General features: G+C 70.4%; 14 protein-coding genes. 10 read left to right on the forward strand and 4 right to left on the reverse strand.

Annotated elements, in window-relative coordinates:
• Window positions 1-46: 46 nt before the first annotated feature.
• Window positions 47-2,353, reverse strand: coding sequence for a penicillin acylase family protein (locus ACQW02_RS10865; RefSeq protein WP_431285259.1), 2,307 nt, complete (start codon window positions 2,351-2,353; stop codon window positions 47-49).
• Window positions 2,354-2,412: 59 nt separating this feature from the next.
• Complete coding sequence (gene galE / locus ACQW02_RS10870; protein ID WP_431285260.1) at window positions 2,413-3,426, reverse strand: UDP-glucose 4-epimerase GalE; 1,014 nt, start codon at window positions 3,424-3,426, stop codon at window positions 2,413-2,415.
• A gap of 37 nt (window positions 3,427-3,463) precedes the next feature.
• Between galE and cysQ the strand changes: the two genes are divergently transcribed.
• A complete protein-coding gene (gene cysQ / locus ACQW02_RS10875; RefSeq protein WP_431285261.1) occupies window positions 3,464-4,327 on the forward strand; it encodes a 3'(2'),5'-bisphosphate nucleotidase CysQ in 864 nt (287 codons plus the stop codon).
• Window positions 4,328-4,357: 30 nt separating this feature from the next.
• Here cysQ and ACQW02_RS10880 read toward each other — a convergent pair whose 3' ends face one another.
• A complete protein-coding gene (locus ACQW02_RS10880) occupies window positions 4,358-5,569 on the reverse strand; it encodes a DUF1501 domain-containing protein (protein WP_431285262.1) in 1,212 nt (403 codons plus the stop codon).
• 5 nt (window positions 5,570-5,574) lie between these two features.
• Entirely contained in the window at window positions 5,575-6,963 is a 1,389-nt protein-coding gene (locus ACQW02_RS10885; protein ID WP_431285263.1) for a DUF1800 domain-containing protein, read from the reverse strand.
• A gap of 205 nt (window positions 6,964-7,168) precedes the next feature.
• Between ACQW02_RS10885 and ACQW02_RS10890 the strand changes: the two genes are divergently transcribed.
• The 9 genes from ACQW02_RS10890 to ACQW02_RS10930 all read left to right on the forward strand — a co-directional run bounded on the left by ACQW02_RS10890 (window position 7,169) and on the right by ACQW02_RS10930 (window position 17,910).
• Complete coding sequence (locus tag ACQW02_RS10890; protein WP_431285264.1) at window positions 7,169-7,909, forward strand: metallophosphoesterase family protein; 741 nt, start codon at window positions 7,169-7,171, stop codon at window positions 7,907-7,909.
• Window positions 7,909-9,312 carry a serine/threonine protein kinase gene (locus ACQW02_RS10895; protein ID WP_431285265.1) on the forward strand — a complete coding sequence of 468 codons (1,404 nt, stop codon included), beginning with the start codon at window positions 7,909-7,911 and terminating at the stop codon, window positions 9,310-9,312. Before ACQW02_RS10890 ends, ACQW02_RS10895 begins: the two co-directional genes overlap by 1 nt.
• Before the next feature lie 16 nt (window positions 9,313-9,328).
• Window positions 9,329-9,949: a hypothetical protein gene (locus ACQW02_RS10900; protein ID WP_431285266.1), complete on the forward strand. Its 621-nt coding sequence runs from the start codon at window positions 9,329-9,331 to the stop codon at window positions 9,947-9,949.
• 146 nt (window positions 9,950-10,095) lie between these two features.
• Window positions 10,096-11,211, forward strand: coding sequence for an efflux RND transporter periplasmic adaptor subunit (locus ACQW02_RS10905; protein WP_431285267.1), 1,116 nt, complete (start codon window positions 10,096-10,098; stop codon window positions 11,209-11,211).
• A 10-nt stretch (window positions 11,212-11,221) separates the two neighbouring features.
• A complete protein-coding gene (locus ACQW02_RS10910; protein WP_431285268.1) occupies window positions 11,222-14,389 on the forward strand; it encodes an efflux RND transporter permease subunit in 3,168 nt (1,055 codons plus the stop codon).
• A 123-nt stretch (window positions 14,390-14,512) separates the two neighbouring features.
• A complete protein-coding gene (locus tag ACQW02_RS10915; RefSeq protein WP_431285269.1) occupies window positions 14,513-15,460 on the forward strand; it encodes a catechol 2,3-dioxygenase in 948 nt (315 codons plus the stop codon).
• Window positions 15,457-16,314 (forward strand): ABC transporter substrate-binding protein, encoded by an 858-nt coding sequence (locus ACQW02_RS10920; RefSeq protein WP_431285270.1) that lies wholly within the window; start codon window positions 15,457-15,459, stop codon window positions 16,312-16,314. The genes ACQW02_RS10915 and ACQW02_RS10920 overlap by 4 nt, the downstream gene beginning before the upstream one ends.
• 40 nt (window positions 16,315-16,354) lie before the next feature.
• Window positions 16,355-16,771, forward strand: coding sequence for a DoxX family protein (locus ACQW02_RS10925; protein ID WP_431285271.1), 417 nt, complete (start codon window positions 16,355-16,357; stop codon window positions 16,769-16,771).
• Between the two features lie 77 nt (window positions 16,772-16,848).
• Window positions 16,849-17,910 (forward strand): isocitrate/isopropylmalate dehydrogenase family protein, encoded by a 1,062-nt coding sequence (locus ACQW02_RS10930; RefSeq protein WP_431285272.1) that lies wholly within the window; start codon window positions 16,849-16,851, stop codon window positions 17,908-17,910.
• Window positions 17,911-17,913 lie beyond the last annotated feature (3 nt).

Raw genomic sequence — 17,913 nt, forward strand, 5'->3', positions numbered from 1 at the left:
CGAGACGCCGTTACAGTCTGGGCCGGGCGCGGCATTGTTCTGCCCGTTACCGCCCGATCCGCTCCATCCGCCCCGCCGCCCATCCCGCCGTCCGGTCCGACCAGTGCCGCGACAGCGGGTGCCCCGACTGTCCGGTCGCGATGGCGGCCCAGGCGCCGTCCGGCGTGGACAAATCCGCGACAAAGCGCAGCCCGGCGCCCTGCACATGGGCGAAGCCCGCCCCCACGCCGCCACGGTTGACGGTTTCGCCATCGCCGGGCGTCGTCGCCTCGATCCGCACCAGCGGGCCGATCACGGGCACGAAGCGCAGCAGCGGGTGGTCAAAGCGCGCGACATGCACGGCGCCCCAGCGCCAGGTGGCGGGGTCTGGGCCATGGCGTTCGGCCAGGGCGGCGATGGTCTGTTGGAAGACAAGGCCGGCCATGGCGGCGCAGCCGTCCGCGCCACACCAGGCCGCGGCGCGGGTATCGGCGCGCAGCAGCACACGGGCGAATTCGGGCGTCGGGTCGATGCTGCCCTCGGGCGCCCCCTGGGCGGCCAGGGCGGCGGCGGCGAAGCGGCGCCAGAAGGCATTGGCGATCAGCGGCTGTGGCCGGTCCACGGCCGCGGTGCCGTCCCAACCGGTCAACAGGTCGCGCGCGGCGCCGGCCAGGCCATCGGGGCGGGGCAGGGACAGCAGCAGGGCCGCCGACTCGCGCCCCATCAGGCTGACGGCATCGACCTGCATGGCCGCGAAATCGCCCGGCGCGTGGCGCTGGCGTTCTGCCAGCAATTCGCGGATGCGCCGCGCCCGCCAGTCGCCCGGCCAATCGGCGCCGAGGAAGGCCGCATCGCCCGGCGGCGACACCCGGTCATTGGCATTGACCAACTGGCCGGAGGCCGGGCGTTCGACATGCGGCAGGTCGTCGAAATCGATCCAGCCGATCCAGTCCCGCGCGCCGTCGGCGCCATCCGCCGGCACCCGCCCATCGCCCGACCGCCGCACCGGATAGCGCCCGGTCAGGTACAGCGCGATCTCACCGGTCGCATCGGCGACCATCAAATTCTGCGGCGGGCTGCTGATCAGCGCCGCCGCAGCCCGCGCCGATGGCAGGTCCCGCGCGCGGTTCAGCGCATGCAGCCCCGCGGCCGAGGTATCGGCCGGCGCCAGATTGGCCATCGCCACGGCGATGACGGTGGTTTCGGCGGGCACCTGGTCCAGGTCGCTGACGACGGGACCGTGGCGGGTTTCGCGCACGCGCAGGACTTCGGGCGCGCGGCCCCGGGTGCGGATGGTTTCCTCCCGCACCTCGAACGGCATGGGGCCATCGGGCGTCATGTAGGCGTCGGTGCCGACCAGGGTTTCGACAAAGACGTCCTGCACATCGCCATGTGTGGTCGTGAAACCCCAGGCCAGCCGGTCATTGCGGCCGATCACCATGAAGGGCACGCCGGGCGCGGTCGCCCCGGTCAGCACCCGCCCGCCCGGCAGGTCGCCCGGCAGCGCGATCTTGGCCAAATACCACAGGATCGGCGCCTGGAAGCCCAGATGCGGGTCCGATGCCAGCAACGCGCCGCCGGTCGTGCTGCGCCCGGGCACAACGGCCCAGGCGTTGGAAGCGGTGGCGGGCAGGGGGGCTTCCGGCAGGCGCTGCTCCGGCAGGGTGGCATGCAGCCTGGCCAGGCGGGCGGCGCCCAGCGCCGGCAGGCCGGCCAGGTCGGCCCGCCCGGCGCCATCATCATCGGGCCAAAGATCGGCCAGCAGCGGCGCCCGCAGCACCGTCGCGGCCCGCGCCCGCGCCAGGTCGCCGCGCCAGGATCCGGACAGCCACAGCCCCATCACCTTGCCCCACAACAGGCTGTCGCTCGGCACCCAGGGCTCGGGGCTGCCCAGCAGGATGAATTCCGGCGCCGAAAACCGGCCCCGCGCACCGATCCAGGCATTCACCCCGGCGGCATAGGCATCGAGCAGGTCGCGGGTTTCGGCGGGCAGCACGGCCAGGTCCGCCTCCGCCCGCAGCCGCAGGCCGAGGGTGCGCGACAGCCGGTCCAGCCGCAGGGCGGGCGGGCCGACCAGTTCGGCCAGCCGGCCGGAGGCGCCGCGGCGCATCATCTCCATCTGGAACATGCGGTCGCGGGCATGCAGCCAGCCCAGCGCCATTGCCGCATCGCGTTCGCCCGCCGCCGTGATGGTCGGGATGCCACGATCGTCGAAGGCCAGGGCCACGGGCGCGGACAGGCCGGGCAGGGCCAGCCTGTCGGGCGTGCCCGGAAGGGTCAGCCACAACAGACCGCCCACCAGGGCGGCCAGCAGGAGCAGGAGGACGAACCCGCCGCGAAGGATCGCGCCGAGAAAGCGGAAGAGGATGCGCACGCGCCTTTTTCGCGGTCCGCGCGGCGCGGCGCAATCGGGGGCTGCGTAACAGTCTCAGGTCAGGCGGCGGCCTCGACCGGCCGGCGGTCGCCATAGCCGCGCGGATGCGCGACACGCCAGGCCCAGGCGGTCGCGACGATGTCGTCCAGCGCGGCGAAACGCGGCGTCCAGCCGGTATCGGCGGCAAGTTTGGCCGAGGAAGCGACCAGCGCCGCGGGATCACCATCCCGCCGCGGCCCGATACGATGCGGCACCGGGCGGCCGCCGATACGCTCGACCGCGGCGATCACCTCCTTGACCGAATAGCCCCGCCCATTGCCGATATTCCAACGCCCCGAACGGCCGCTGGCGAGCACATCCAGCACCCGCAGATGCGCGTCGGCCAGGTCCGTCACATGCACATAGTCGCGCAGGCAGGTGCCATCCGGCGTCGGGTAGTCGGTGCCAAACACGGTCAGTTCCGGCCCAAGGCCCAGTGCGGCATTGATCGCCAGCGGGATCAGGTGGGTCTCGGGGTCGTGGTCCTCGCCCAACCGCCCGGCGGGATCGGCGCCGGCGGCGTTGAAATAGCGCAGCGCCGCGGAATTCAGGCCGTGGACGCGCTCGGCCCAGTCCAGCCCGCGTTCGGCCATCAGCTTGCTTTCGCCATAGGCCGAGGCGGGGCGGAGGGGCTGGCCCTCATCGATCGGGATGGTATCCGGCGTGCCGAAGAGCGCGGCGGTGGAGGACATGACGAAGCTGCGGCAGCCCGCCCGCACGGCCGCATCAGCCAGCCAGAGGGTGTTGCCCACGTTCTCGGCCATGTAGCGCAGCGGTTCGCGCATGCTTTCGCCGACCAGCGAGAGAGCTGCGAAATGCAGCACGCCGTCGAAGCGCGGGCCGGCGAAGACCGAGGCGACGGCGGCGCGGTCGGCCAGGTCGGCCTCTATCAGCGGCACCCCGGCGGGAACGGCGGCGCGGTGGCCCTGGCGGAGGTTGTCGATCACCACGACATCATCGCCGCGTTCGACCAGGGCGAGCACGCAATGGCTGCCGACATAGCCGGCCCCGCCGGTCACCAGAAAACGCGCCATGCCCATACTCTGTCAGTGAGGGCGCAGGATGCCGCAGATGGGGGGCGAAAAAAAGGCGCGGGGGGCGCCGCCCGAAGCGGCGGGTTTGCGGCACGATGGGCGGATGAACGCCAAGCCGGATTCGGACCAGACCCTCGCCGCCCGGCTATTGCCCGCGCTGGAACGCATCGCTGTCGCGGCCGGGCGGCGGATCATGCAGGTCTATGCCCAGGGGGCAGCGGCGCAGGACCGAAAAGCCGATGGCAGCCCGGTGACCGAAGCCGACCTGGCCGCCGAGGCGATCATCCTGGCCGGGCTGGCCGAGGCCGCCCCCGGCATCCCGGTGGTGTCGGAGGAAGATGGCGGCGGCACCGCGCCGCGGCCGGCGCCGGAGGCCACCTTCTTCATGGTGGACCCGCTGGACGGCACGCGTGAGTTTCTGGGCCGCACCGACGAATTCACCGTGAACATCGCCCTGATCGCCGCCGGGCGCCCGGTCGCGGGGGTCGTATTCGCCCCGGCCCTGGGGCTGCTGTGGAGCGGCGCCCTGGGCCATGGCGCGACCTTGCGGGCGGATGGGCAGGCGCCCAGGCCCATTGCCGCGCGGCCAAGGCCCACGGGCGGCCTGGTCGCCGTGGTCAGCCGGTCTCACCACGACGCGCAGACCGAGGCCTTCCTGGCCAGGCTGCCGGTGATCGCACGCCGCGCGATCGGATCGTCGTTGAAATTCTGCCTGGTCGCGCAGGGGGAGGCGGATGTCTATCCGCGCTTCGGCCCCACCATGGAATGGGACACCGCAGCCGGCCAGGCGGTGCTGGAGGCGGCCGGCGGGCGGGTCACCGACCCGGACGGCGCGCCGTTCCGCTGCGGCAAACGCGATGCCGGCTACCGCAACCGCGCCTTCGTCGCCTGGGGGGCCTGACCTTTGGGGGCTGAACTTGGGGGGCGTGAGTCAGGCCCCCTTGATCAACCCCTGCATCGGGCGGACGGCGGCAGAGCCCGGAAACACCGCATCGGCCAGCACCCCTTCGCTGACGCCGAACTGCCCGGCCAAAATACCCTTGATGACGGCGCGCAGGTCGGTGGTCGGGCGCAGGTCGCGCCCGAGGTAGAGCGAGGCCTCCGCCAGCCCCGGCCAATCGGCGACGACCCGGCCGCCCTTCACGGCGCCCCCCACCAGGATGGCGATGGTGCCGGTGCCGTGGTCGGTGCCGGCCGTGCCGTTGATCCTCACGGTGCGGCCGAATTCGGTGATCAGCAACACGCAGGTCTGGTCCCAGACCGGGCCCAGCCCCGCCTGCAACGCGCCGATGCCGTCGTCGAGGAAGCCCAGCAGATTGCCCAGCCGCCCCGTGGTCGGGCCCTGGGCGGCATGGGTGTCCCAGCCGTCGACGTTCAGCACCGCGACGCGCGGCCCGTCCGGACGGGCGACGCGTTCCGCGGCGAACCGCGCCAGTTCCGGAAAGCGGCCGGCGGCACCGGCCCCGCCGGCGTTGCGGACCGGGCGGGCATCGGCCTCCATATCCATCCGCGCCCCGGCGCGCAGGGCGGCGGCCAGGACCGGGTCGCGTGCGTCATAGATCGACAGCACCCGGTCGATGGTGTCGGCATCCGCGCTGACCGAAAACTGCGGCGCCCAGGACAGGACCGGCGCCCGGCCGCGGATGATCAACGGCACGGACGGGGTGAGGGCGAGACCCTGCGCCCTGTCCGGGCGAACGCCCTCCCGCCCCGGCATGGCGACCAGGGCGCGGTTCAGCCAGCCATCCTGGCCGCCGGCCCGCTCCATCCCCGATTCCAGGACGTTCTGGCCATCGAAGTGCGAGCGCTCGCGATAGGGGGTGGCGACGGCCTGGACCACCAGTGCATCGCCCGTGCCCAGCATGGCGTGCAGCCGCGGCATCCGGGGGTTGATGCCGAAGAAGCCGCCGGCGGGCAGCACCGCCTGCGGGCCGTCGGTCGCCATCGCCAACCCGCCGCGCATGGCGAGGTAATCGGGGTCGCCGATCGGCGGCACGGCCGAAAGCCCGTCCAGCGCGCCGCGCAGGAGGACGGTCAGGAAACGCGGATCGGCCCCGCCCGCGGCATGGCCGACGCGGGGCAGGAAGGCGCCGCCGAACAATGCGGCGGCGCCACCGAACAGGGCACGCCGATGAAGCGTCATCGGGATCACCTTCTCTGGAATTCGGGCGACATCAGCAGCAGCGCCAGGCCCTGGGGGCTGGACTCCGCGCGCCGGATGGCGGTCAGCGTTTCATCGGTCAAGGCGGGGCCCAGCGTGTCGCGCGCCAGGGCCGCCGCATCGCCATTGTAGCGGGCGGCCAGTTCCATCGCGAAATCGGCCCGCGTCTTGATCGCATCCGGCGCCAGCCAATCGGCGCTGGCATCGGAATACCCGGCCGGGGAGGGTGGTCGCAGCACCGGCTGCCCCAGGTTGTCCAGCATGCCGAACATCCGGTTGCGCACCACCTGCACGCCCACCGTGCGATGCAGGGCGACGACGAACTCATACGGGCTGCGCAGTTTCGTAAGCGCCGGCGCCCAGGCCTCGTCCGAGGCGACCAGCGCGCGGCAGACGGCGCCAAGGTCGCCATCGGTGCGCGTGTAGGTCGTGGCCAGACGCGCGACCAGGGCGGGCGGCGGCTCATCGGCGACGAAATGGGCCGCGAGCTTCTTCGCGATGAAGCGGGCGGTGGACGGGTGGCGGGCGAGATCCGCCAGGATGGCCTCGGCCTGCGCCTCGCCCTCCTGCGGGTAGACCTTTCCAAGCACGGTCTGCGGCCCCGGTTCATGGGCGCCGGGGATGAAGAGGAAGCGGCCCGGTTCGGCGGCGTTCTGGGGCGTGAAGCTCCAGCCCGACAGGGCCATGGCGAAGCTCGTCACATCCGCCTGGGTATAGCCGCCATCGACGCCGAGCGTGTGCAGTTCCAGAATCTCGCGCGCCAGGTTTTCGTTGATGCCGCGGTTCTGCCGCCGCCCGCGCGCCGAGTTCGGCCCGATCGAGCCCTGGTTGTCGAGGTAGAAGAGCATCGCCGGATGCCGGGTCACGGCCAGCAGCAAATCGGCGAAGCGCCCGGTGATGCCGGGGCGGATGACGCTGCGTTCGTAGGGGCCGAAGGCGGCGGCCACAGGGCCGCCCTTGCTGATCGAGACGGCAAAGTGATTCGACCAGAAGACCACCAGCCGTTCCAGGAAATCGGCCTCGCCGGACAGGGCGCGGCCGAGGCGGGCGGTGAATTCGGGCAGGATGATCGCGGTATTGACGTTGACGACCGGGGCGCGCGGCTGGGGCGCTTCGCCGGCCGGGCGCGGCGCGGCCATCTCCGCGGGCTGTTCCATGGCGGCTTGGCGCTGCGCCGCGGCGGTCGCGGCGTTGATCTGGACCAGGGTGCGGATATTGGCCTCGATCGTCGGCAGTGGCGTGTCGATCAACGCGGCCTCGGGGTGTGCCAACTGGTGTTCCAGCGCATCCCGCCCGGTGCTGCCGGGCGCCTTGGTGCCGGCCAGCCCGAAGCCGAAGCGGTGGGCGGCGAGGAAGGCGGTCGGCGTATTGGTCAAATCGGCGCCCTGTGATGGTGGTTGCTGCCAGGGGGATACCCCCAACCCAAGGTAGGCCTCCCCTCCATGGAGGCAAAGCAACAAATCGTAGCATTCCAGCACCACCGCTTGATCCCGCGCATGGTTATGATGCGACACGGCGTGACGTCGTCTCGCACCCCACGTCCGGGCAGGACGCACGCCGGAAAGGGAATCAGCGCCGACCATGCGGATCGCCTTGCTCGCCGATGTCCATGCCAACCTGGAGGCGCTGGAGGCATGCCTCGCCGATGCCGCCGCGCGTGGCGTGACGCGGCTGGTCTTCCTGGGCGACCTGGTCGGCTATGGCGCCGATCCGCTGGCGGTGCTGGAGCGCGTGCGCGGGCTGATGGAGCAAGGCGCGCTGGCCCTGCGCGGCAATCATGACGAAGGCGCACTCCGCGGGCCGGAGGGCTTTTCGGCCGATGCCGCCGATGCCATCCGCTGGACCGCCGCCCGCCTGAAGACGCTGGACCGCGCGCTGCTCGAGGCCCTGCCGCTGACCCTGGCGGAGGAGGACCGGCTCTATACCCACGCCGATGCCTCGGCCCCCGCCGCTTGGCGCTATGTGCTCGACGCGCGCGCGGCGCGGCGCAGCCTGGAGGCCTGCGACGCGCGGCTGGTGTTCTGCGGCCATACGCACAGCCCCATGCTGTTCGGGCTGCATGCCAATGGGCTGCAGGCGTGCCACAAGCCGCCGGCCGATGTGCCGATGCCGTTGCTGGCCTCGCGCCGCTGGCTTGGCGTGATCGGGTCGGTCGGCCAGCCGCGCGATGGCAATCCCGCCGCCTGCTACGGGCTGCTGGACACGGTGCGGTCAAGCTGCGCCTGGGTGCGCGTGCCCTATGACATCGGCACCGCGGCCGCCAAGATCAAGGCGGCCGGCCTGCCGCCACGCCTGGCCGCCCGGCTGTTCGAGGGGCTGTGATGGTCCCCGACACGATCGGCGGCTTCACCCCCGGCGACGTCCTGCATCGCGGCGGCATGGCCGTGCTGCGGGAAGCGACCCACCCCGATCATCCCGGCCCGCTGCTGCTGAAGCTTCCCCTGGTGGCCGAGGGCGACGACCCCGCCGCCATCGTCGGCTTCGAGATGGAGCAGATGATCATGCCCCGGCTATCCGGCCCGCATGTGCCGCATTGCTTCGGCGTCGGCTACGAACCGCTGCCCTGGATCGCGATGGAGCGCATCGAGGGCGCGTCGCTGCTGCCGCTGCTCGACACCCTGCCGCGCCCGGCGGGGGAGGTGGCGGAGATCGGCGCGGCCATCGCCGATGCGCTGGACAGCCTGCATCGCCAGGGGGTGGTGCATCTGGACATCAAGCCGGCGAACATCGTGCGCCGGCCGGATGGCGCGGTCGTGCTGGTCGATTTCGGCGTGTCGCACCACGCCCAATTGCCCGACCTGCTGGCCGAGGAATTCCACCTGCCCTACGGCAGCGCGCCCTACATGGCGCCGGAGCAGGTGATCGGCGTGCGCGGCGACCCGGCGTCGGATGTCTTCGCGCTTGGCGCGATCATGTATCACCTTGCCACCGGCCGGACGCCCTTCGGCGATCCGCAGCATCTGCGGGCGATGAAGCGGCGGCTGTGGTGGGACCCGCCGCCGCCGCGTGCGCGCCAGCCCGACTGCCCGCCCTGGCTGCAGGAGGTGATCCTGCGCTGCATGGAGGTGGCGCCCCAGCGCCGCTACGGCAGCGCCGCGCACCTCGCCTTCGACCTGCGCCACGCGGATCATGTCGCGCTGACGGCGCGGGCGGGCAGGACGCGGCGCGATCCCTGGACCGCGCGGATCCGTCGGCGCTTCCACCCCGACCACCAGCAAAGCCTGGTGCGCGCGGTCGCGGCGCCGCATGAGAACGCGCCGATCGTGGTCGTGGCGCTCGACCTCGACACCATGTCGGAGGGGCTGACCACCAGCCTGCGCCGCGTGGTGCGCAATGTGCTGGCGACCATCCCGGGCGCGCGCGTCGCCTGCGTGAACGTGCTGCGCACGCGGCGGGTGCTGCCGGATGCGGGGCTGGACGACGCCGGGCGCAACAAGCACGTCCAGTTGCTCATCGCGCTGCGGCACTGGTCGGCGTCGCTGAACCTTCCGGAGCAACGGCTGACGCACCATGTGCTGGAGGCGCTGAACCCGGCCGAGGCGCTGCTGGACTACGCGTCGCACAACCGGGTGGACCATATCATCCTGGGTGCCCGCGCCGATGGCATCGGGCGGCGCCTGCTGGGCAGCGTGGCGGCCGAGGTCGCGCGGGACGCGCCCTGTTCGGTCACCGTGGTGCGCCAGCGCGGCCATGGGTCGGATCGTCGGGCGGCGGAGGCAAACTGATGGGAGGCACGGGATCATGATCGTCTTTCGGCGCGCGCTGCTGGCGGCGCCCTTCATCGCAACCGCCGCCCAGGCGCAGCCTGGCGTCACCGCACCGACCCCGCGCCAGACCACCGGCCCCTTCTATCCGGTGGACTGGTCGGGCGACATCGATGGCGACCTGGTGCGCGTGACCGGTGCCGCGGCGCAGGCGCAGGGCATCGTGACCCATTTGCGCGGCCAGTTGCGGGATACGGCGGGCGCTCCGCTGCGCGGGGCGATGGTCGAAATCTGGCAATGCGACGCCTTTGGCCGCTACCTGCATCCGCGCGACCGCCAGGACGGGCGCGATGCGGGTTTCCAGGGGCGGGGGCGTGTGGTGACGGCCGCCGATGGCAGCTTCGCCTTCCGCACCATCCGCCCGGTACCCTACCCGGGGCGCACGCCGCATATCCATGTCGCGGTGGCGCGGCCCGGCGCGCCCCCCGCGCTGATCACCCAGTTCTATGTGGAGGGCGACCCCGGCAATGAACGCGACGGTCTGTTCAGGGGCTTGCGCGATCCGGCCCAGCGCGCCGCCCTGCTGCTGCGGCTGGAACCGGCCGATGGAATCGAGCCCGGGGCGCTGCTGGCGGTGCGTGACATCGTGATCGGCTGATGCCTGTTGTTTACCCGCCGGTCTGCCGCCCGATTGGGCGGTCCGGCGGTCACCCGTAGCAAGACCACGCCTCCAGGCCAGGGGTTTCCCTTGTCAGCCGATTTTTTCCTGGGCATGAGCGCAGGTCATCTTATGTCAGGCTTATCATGCGCGCTTGGATACAACTCGGCATCCTCGCCCTGCTCGGGGGCGCCGCCTATGCTTGGCACGACCAGGCCGATGCCTGGGGGGTGCCACGCCCCCTGGCACTGATGGGGCTTGAGAAGGCGGCACCCGCGGCGGCGCGCGCCACCCCGGCGGGTGGCCAGGTCCCGGTGGTGGTCGCCCCGGTGCGGACCGGCCAGATCGTCGAGAAGGTGGAAAGCGTCGGCACGGTGCGTGCGCGGGAGGCGGTGACGATCACCACCAAGATCGCCGGCATGGTCACCTCGATCGGCTTCACCGAGGGCCAGCGCGTGCGCGAGGGCGATGTGCTGATGGAGTTGGACGCCGCCGCCCTGCGGGCAGAGGCCGACCAGGCGCGCGCGCTGCTCGACAACGCCCGCAGCATGCTGTCCCGCGCCCGCGCCCTGCCGGCCGGCCAGGCGGTCTCCCAGGCGCGGGTGGATGAGTTGGAAACCCTGTCGCGCGGCGCCGAGGGCCGGCTGCGCCAGACCCAGGCGCGCATCGAGGAATTGCGCCTGACCGCCCCCTTCAGCGGCCGCGTCGGCCTGCGCCAGGTCAGCCCTGGCGCGCTGATCCAGCCGGGCACCCCCGTCACGACCCTGGACGACATCAGCCGCGTGCGGGTGGAATTCGCGGTGCCGGAGGTCAACCTGGCCAGCATGCGGGTCGGCGCCTCGGTCTATGCCCGCAGTGCCGCCTATGGCCACCGGCGCTTCGATGGCCGCGTCGCCATCATCGACACCCGCATCGACCCCGGCACCCGCACGATCCGCCTGATCAGCGAATTCGACAACACGGATGAGGCGCTGCGCCCCGGGCTGTTCCTGACCGTCGAACTGACCCTGCAAACCCGTGACGAGGCGATGATCGTGCCGGAGGAAGCGCTGGACCAGGTGGGCGAGCGCGCCTTCGTCTATGCCGTGCGCGACGGCCGCGCGCGGCGGCTGGAGGTGAAGCTCGGCCTGCGCCTGCCGGGCGAAGTCGAGATCCGCGAGGGCCTGTTGCCGCAGGACGTGGTGGTGGTGCGCGGGCTGCAACGGCTGCGTCCCGATGCCCCGGTGCGCGTGACCGACACCATGACCCGCCCGACGAGCTGAGGCCAAAGCGATGTCCCTGACCGATATCTCGATCAAGCGGCCTGTCTTCGCCACCGTCGTCAGCCTGATGATGATCGTGCTGGGCATCGCCTCGCTGATGAGCCTGCCGATCCGCGAATTGCCGCAGATCGACCCGCCGATCGTGCAGATCACCACGACCTATCGCGGCGCTTCGGCGGCCATCGTCGATACCCAGATCACCGAACTGGTCGAAGGGGCCGTCGCGGGGATCGAGGGGATCAAGATCATTTCCAGCCAGTCGCGCGACGAGCGCAGCCAGGTGGTGCTGGAATTCAAGCTGAACCGCGACGTGGATTCCGCGGCCAATGACGTGCGCGACCGCGTGGCGCGCATCCTGGCGCGCCTGCCGGAGGCCGCGGACCAGCCCATCGTCGCCAAGGTCGATGGCGACACCCGCCCGATCCTGTGGATCGCGCTGTCGTCGGAGGTCTATTCCGGCATGGAGGTCACCGATATCGCCCGCCGGCGCTTCGTCGACCGCCTGGCGATCGTCGAGGGCGTGGCGCAGGTGCTGCTGCAGGGGGAACGGCGCTTCTCCATGCGGGTCTGGCTGGACCGGCAGTCCCTGGCGGCGCGCGGGCTGACGGTACAGGACGTCGAGGACGCGATCCGGCGGGAGAACATCGAACTGCCCGGCGGCCGCCTGGACAGCACGCAGCGCGAATTGACCGTGCGCACCGACAGCCGGCTCAGCCGGCCCGACCAGTTCCGCGCCGTCGTCGTCTCCCGTCCCGGCGCCGTGGCCGGGGGCGCCCAGGTGCTGCTGGGCGATGTCGCGACGGTGGAGGTCGCCCCCGACGACGCGCGCGGCGAATACCGCATCAACGGACGGCCAGGCATCGGCATCGGCATCCTGCGCCAGGGCACGGCCAATACGCTCTCCGTCGCGCAGGGCGTGAAGGAGGAGGTGGAGCGCATCCGCGTCAGCCTGCCGCCTGGGCTGATCGTGGACATCGGCTATGACGAAAGCCTGTTCATCAGCCAATCGATCTATGAGGTCGAACACGCGCTGATCACGGCCCTGGTGCTGGTGGTCGGCGTCATCTTCTTCTTCCTGCGCAGTTTCCGCGCGACCATCATCCCCGCCGTCGCCATCCCGGTGTCGCTGGTCGCGAGTTTCGTCGCCATGGCGGCGCTGGGGTTTTCCATCAACATCCTGACCCTGCTGGGGCTGGTGCTGGCCATCGGTCTTGTCGTCGACGACGCCATCGTGGTGCTGGAAAACGTGCACCGGCGGATCGAGGAGGGCGAGGACCCCTTGCTCGCGTCGCTGCGCGGATCGCGGGAAATCGCCTTCGCCGTGATCGCGACGACCCTGGTGCTGATCGCGGTCTTCCTGCCGCTGTCCTTCATGCAGGGCAACGTCGGCCGGCTGTTCACCGAATTCGGCATGGCGCTGGCGGCGTCGGTGATGTTCTCGGGGCTGGTCGCGCTGACCCTGACGCCGATGATGTGCAGCAAATTGCTGAAGCCGCATGGCAGCGAAGGCCGCTTCGTGCGGATGACCGAGCCGGTGTTCCACTACATGAACAGCGGCTTCCGCTGGATGCTGCGCGGTGCGCTGGCGGCTCCCATCCTGACCTTGGGGATTTCGGCCGCGCTGTCGGGGCTGGCACTGATCCTCTTCACCATCATCCCCAAGGAATTCACCCCGATCGAGGACCGCGGCGTGGTGATCATGCCGATGACCGGGCCGGAGGGCGCCAGTTTCAACTACATGCGCGAACACGTGGAACGGCTGGAACGCCTGTCCGCGCGCTATATGGAGAATGGCGAGGCGGCCAGCGTCTTCGCCGTCATGGGCGGGCAGCAGCGGCCGTCGGTCGGCAATATCGCCAATGTCTTCATCCGGCTCGCGCCTTGGAAGGACCGGGCGCGCAACGCGCAGACCATCGCCGCCGAATTGTTCCCGCCGGTCGCGGCGATGACAGGGGTGCGCGGCTTCACCCTGATCCCGCCAAGCCTGGGCCAGTCCGGCTTCCAGCCGCCGGTGCAGTTCATCATCGGCGGCCCCGACTACGACACGCTGGTGCAGTGGCGCGACATCTTCATGGACCGCGCGCGGGGCAACAACCGGCTGCTGAACCTGGACAACAACTACCGCGAGACCAAGCCGGAACTGCGCGTGGACATCGATCGCCGCAAGGCTGCCGACCTGGGCGTGTCGATCCAGTCGATCGGCCGCACGATCGAGACGATGCTGGGTTCGCGCGAAGTCGGCACCTACGTCGATGGCGGGCAGGAATACCGCGTGCTGATCCAGGCGCATGATCGCGACCGGGTGACGCCCTATGATCTCCAGAACATCTTTGTCCGCTCCAACGGCGGCCTGATCCCGCTGTCCAACCTGGTCACCCTGACCGAACGGGCACGGGCGCAGACATTGGCGCGCGCCGACCGGGTGCGGGCGATCACCATCACCGCATCGCTGGCGCCCGGCTATTCGCTGGGTGAGGCGCTGGACTTCATGGATGGCGTCGCGCGCGAGGTGCTGCCGCCGGACGCGCGGATTTCCTATCGCGGTCAGTCGCTGGAATTCCGCGAGAGTTCCTCGGCGCTCTACGTCACCTTCCTGATGGCGCTGCTGGTCGTCTATCTCGTGCTGGCAGCGCAGTTCGAAAGCTTCATCCACCCGCTGATCATCCTGCTGTCCACGCCACTGGCGCTGACCGGCGGGTTGCTGGCGCTGCATGTGACCGGGCAGACGCTGAACATCTTCAGCCAGATCGGCATGATCCTGCTGATCGGGCTGATGGCGAAGAACGGCATCCTGGTCGTTGAATTCGCCAACCAGTTGCGCGACCGCGGGCTGACGGTGATGGAGGCGGCGCTGGAGGCATCGGTGGTGCGGTTGCGGCCGATCCTGATGACCTCGATCGCGACGGTGCTGGGCGCGGTGCCGCTGGCCATCGCGACCGGGGCGGGGGCGGAAAGCCGCACGGCGCTGGGGGTGGTGATCGTCGGCGGGATCACCGTTTCGACCATCGTGACCTTGTTCGCGATCCCCGCGCTGTATCTGCTGCTGGCGCCCTATACCCGTCCGGCCGGGGCGATCGAACGCCAGTTGGCGGATATGGAGGCCAGCGCGCCGGAGGTGATGGATGAGGCGGCCAAGCTGGCGGCCAAGTCGCACCAGGGGCCGGCGGCGGCGGAGTAGTATGCCGAACGCCCATGGCCGCCGCGTAAGAAGCGATAGGACAAGGGCGCCCGGTCACGGCTAGCGTCTCGCCCATTGGGGGAAGAGACGATGCACGCGCCCGAACCGGTCCCCGAACCAAATATGGACATTGCCCACCTGGGCCATGTCGAACTTTTGACGCCCAAGCTCGAGGAATCGCTGCGTTTCTTCGTCGATGTGATGGGCATGACCGAGGCCGGGCGGCAGGGTGACAGTGTGTTCCTGCGCGGATGGGATGATTACGAGCGCTACAGCCTGCAACTCACGGCGTCCCATACCTCGGGCATGGGCCATGCCGCGTTCCGCACCCGCAGCGCCCAGGCGCTGGAGCGACGGATCGCGGCGCTTCGCGCGGCGGGGACGGAGGTGGTCCCGCATGAGAAGAATTTCGGCCATGGCACGGGATGGCGGTTCCGCGATCCGGACGGGCATGTGTTCGAGATCTACTGGGAGACGGAATGGTACGATGCGCCGCAGGAACTGCGCCCGGCGCTGAAGAACCAGGCGCAGCGGTTTCCCGCGCGGGGCGTGAGCGTGCGGCGGCTGGACCACTTCAATTGCCTGGCGGTGGATGTCGGCGCCTGTCGTGCGTTTTTCGAAGCCACGCTTGGCCTGCGCCTGACCGAGCGCATCGTGCTGGACACCGGCGAGGAAGTCGGGATGTGGCTGACCGCCACCAACAAATCCTATGACTTCGCTTTCACCAAGGAGGCCCATGGCGTCGGTGGCCGTTTCCACCATGTGACCTTCGCGCTCGATAGCCGCGAGGCGATCCTGCAAGCGGCGGATGTCTTCCTTGAAAACGGCGTCTTCATCGAGACGGGGCCGCACAAGCATGCGGTGCAGCAGACCTTCTTCCTCTATGTCTGGGAGCCTGGCGGCAACCGGGTGGAGGTCGCCAATGCCGGGGCGCGGCTGGTGCTGGCGCCGGATTGGAAGCCGATCACCTGGACCGAGGCGGAACGCCGCAAGGGCCAGGCCTGGGGGCTGAAGACCATCGAGAGTTTTCATACGCACGGCACGCCGCCGCTGCCGGGGGAGAGTGCATGACCACGATTTGGACCGCTGCCCTTGGCCGCTATCCGCATACCGCCGCGTTGTTGGACGGGACGGTGACATCGCCTCTGCTGGCGCTGGATTTTGTCCCGGTCGCGCCCATCAGCCGCGCCTTCGCGCCGATGGTGCGCGATGGCGCCTATGACGTCAGCGAGATGGCGATCGCGACTTTTTTGCAAGCGCGCGCCTGGAACAAGCCGGTGGTGTTGTTGCCGGTCGCCGTCGCGGCGCGGTTCCAGGAGGGTGCGCTGCTGTGCCGCGTCGATAGCGACATCCGCGGCCCGGCCGACCTGCGCGGCCGGCGGATCGGGGTGCGCGCCTATAGCCAGACCACCGGCATGTGGCTGCGCGGCATCCTGGCCGATGATTTCGGGATCGCCGCCGAGGAGATGGGCTGGACCACCTTCGAGGGCGCGCATGTCCCGGAATACGCCGATCCGGCTTTCGTGCAGCGGGCGCCGGCCGGCAAGGACCTGCTGGGGATGCTGCGGTCGGGGGAGATCGATGCGGCCATCCTGGGCAATGACATGCCCGATGACCCGGGGCTGCGGACGGTGTTTCCCGATCCTGTGGCGGCCGGGGGCAGCTTTTTCGCGCGGCACGGATTCGTGCCGGTGAACCACCTGGTGGTGGTGCGGGCGCCCTTGGCCGCGACATCCCCGGCGCTGGTCGCCGAGCTGGTCCGCATGTTCGGGGCCGCGCGGGGCGCTGCGTTGCTGCCGGCGGGACGCGAGGCGCTGAGCCAGGCGATCGCGCTTGCGCTGCGCTACATGGCCGCGCAACAAATGCTGCCGCGGGCGATGGTGGCCGAGGAATCCTGGTCCGGGTTGCCCCAAGACATCCGCTGAAGGAGCCCAGCATGACCAGCCCAGCCCATCGGCCCGCCCCATGAGCGGGATGATCGACCGCCTCTGCGCGACGCTTGAACCGGTGGGCTACCTGCTGCTGCGGATCGTCGTGGGCGCCAATCTGGTCGCCCATGGCTGGCCGAAGTGGGAAGCGGGGGTGGCGCGCTTCGCCACCGGCCTGGCCCAACGCGGCATCGAACCGTCGATGCCCTTCGCCTACCTCGTGGTCGCGCTGGAGGTGATCGGCGGGGCGCTGATCGTCCTCGGGCTGTTCACCCGCCCGGTGGCGGCGGTGGCGACGTTCCACCTGGCCTTCATCGCCTATTGGATCCTCGGGTCGATGGGATATGCCCGTTGGGAATATCCCGCGATGTGGGCGGTGGCGCTGTTCTTCGTGACCCTGCGCGGCAGCGGCCCGATGTCGTTGGACGCGCTGCTGTTCCGCCGCGGGCGCTGACGCGGACACTCCCCCCTGTCTGGTCGGGCGTCGCATTTCGTGCGACTGCGGAGGCACGACCAAGACAAGGATAAGACATGCAGATCATCGTGCTTCCGGGCGATGGAATCGGCCCGGAAATCACCACGGCCACGCTGGCCGTGCTGCGCGCCACGGAAAAGGCCTTTGGGCTGAAGCTGGACCTGGTGGAGGAGGTGATCGGCCTTGAAAGCCACCGCCTGCATGGCACCACCGTGCGGCCGCATCTGCTGGACCAGGTCCGGGCGGCGGATGGCATGATCCTGGGGCCGACCTCGACCTTCGACTACGCCGAGGGCACGAGCGGCCAGTATAACCCGTCCAGGTTCTTCCGCAGGGGGCTCGACCTCTTCGCCAATATCCGTCCGGCGCGGACGTTTCCGGGCATGCCGGCACGGCTTGGCGCCTTCGACCTGGTGGTGGTGCGCGAGAACACCGAGGGCTTCTACGCCGACCGGAACATGGAGGCCGGCAACGCCGAAATCCTGGTGACGCCGGATGTGGTGGTGTCGCTGCGCAGGATCACGCGGTCCTGCTGCATGCGGATCGCGCAGGCGGCCTTCGAGCTGGCGCAGCGTCGCCAGAAGCGCGTGACGGCGGTGCACAAGGCGAATGTGCTGCGCGTCGGCGATGGCATGTTCCTGGAATGCTGCCGCCTGGTCGCGCAAGACTTCCCCGATGTCGTGCTGGATGAGGTGATCGTGGATGCGATGATGGCGCATGTCGTGCGTGCGCCGCAGCGCTTCGACGTCATCGTCACCACCAACATGTTCGGCGATATCCTGTCGGACCTGACGGCGGAGATGTCGGGCAGCCTGGGTCTCGGCGGGTCGTTGAACGCCGGCACGGATTGCGCGATGGCGCAGGCGGCGCATGGATCGGCGCCCGATATCGCGGGGCGCGACATCGCCAATCCGATTTCGCTGATCTTGTCGGCGGCGCTGCTGCTGTCCTGGCATGGGCGGCGTGGTGGCGGGGCGGAATTCGTCGCGGCCGGGGCGGCGATCGAGGCAGCGGTGGCCGAGAGCATCGCCGCCGGCGCCAGCACCAAGGACCTCGGTGGCAGCCTGGGCACCCAGGCCGCGGGGGCCGCGATCGCGGAACGCGTGCGGCGCGGCTGAGCG

Origin of the sequence: Humitalea sp. 24SJ18S-53 (assembly GCF_050632385.1) — a bacterium.
Lineage (GTDB): Bacteria > Pseudomonadota > Alphaproteobacteria > Acetobacterales > Acetobacteraceae > Humitalea.

Coding starts and splice junctions, on each gene's coding strand:
- cysQ (WP_431285261.1), top strand. CDS start 3,464: ATGGGGGGCGAAAAAAAGGCGCGGGGGGCGCCGCCCGAAGCGGCGGGT.
- ACQW02_RS10880 (WP_431285262.1), bottom strand. CDS start 5,569: ATGACGCTTCATCGGCGTGCCCTGTTCGGTGGCGCCGCCGCATTGTTC.
- ACQW02_RS10895 (WP_431285265.1), top strand. CDS start 7,909: ATGGTCCCCGACACGATCGGCGGCTTCACCCCCGGCGACGTCCTGCAT.
- ACQW02_RS10905 (WP_431285267.1), top strand. CDS start 10,096: ATGCGCGCTTGGATACAACTCGGCATCCTCGCCCTGCTCGGGGGCGCC.
- ACQW02_RS10900 (WP_431285266.1), top strand. CDS start 9,329: ATGATCGTCTTTCGGCGCGCGCTGCTGGCGGCGCCCTTCATCGCAACC.
- ACQW02_RS10910 (WP_431285268.1), top strand. CDS start 11,222: ATGTCCCTGACCGATATCTCGATCAAGCGGCCTGTCTTCGCCACCGTC.
- ACQW02_RS10915 (WP_431285269.1), top strand. CDS start 14,513: ATGGACATTGCCCACCTGGGCCATGTCGAACTTTTGACGCCCAAGCTC.
- ACQW02_RS10920 (WP_431285270.1), top strand. CDS start 15,457: ATGACCACGATTTGGACCGCTGCCCTTGGCCGCTATCCGCATACCGCC.
- ACQW02_RS10890 (WP_431285264.1), top strand. CDS start 7,169: ATGCGGATCGCCTTGCTCGCCGATGTCCATGCCAACCTGGAGGCGCTG.
- ACQW02_RS10925 (WP_431285271.1), top strand. CDS start 16,355: ATGAGCGGGATGATCGACCGCCTCTGCGCGACGCTTGAACCGGTGGGC.
- galE (WP_431285260.1), bottom strand. CDS start 3,426: ATGGCGCGTTTTCTGGTGACCGGCGGGGCCGGCTATGTCGGCAGCCAT.
- ACQW02_RS10930 (WP_431285272.1), top strand. CDS start 16,849: ATGCAGATCATCGTGCTTCCGGGCGATGGAATCGGCCCGGAAATCACC.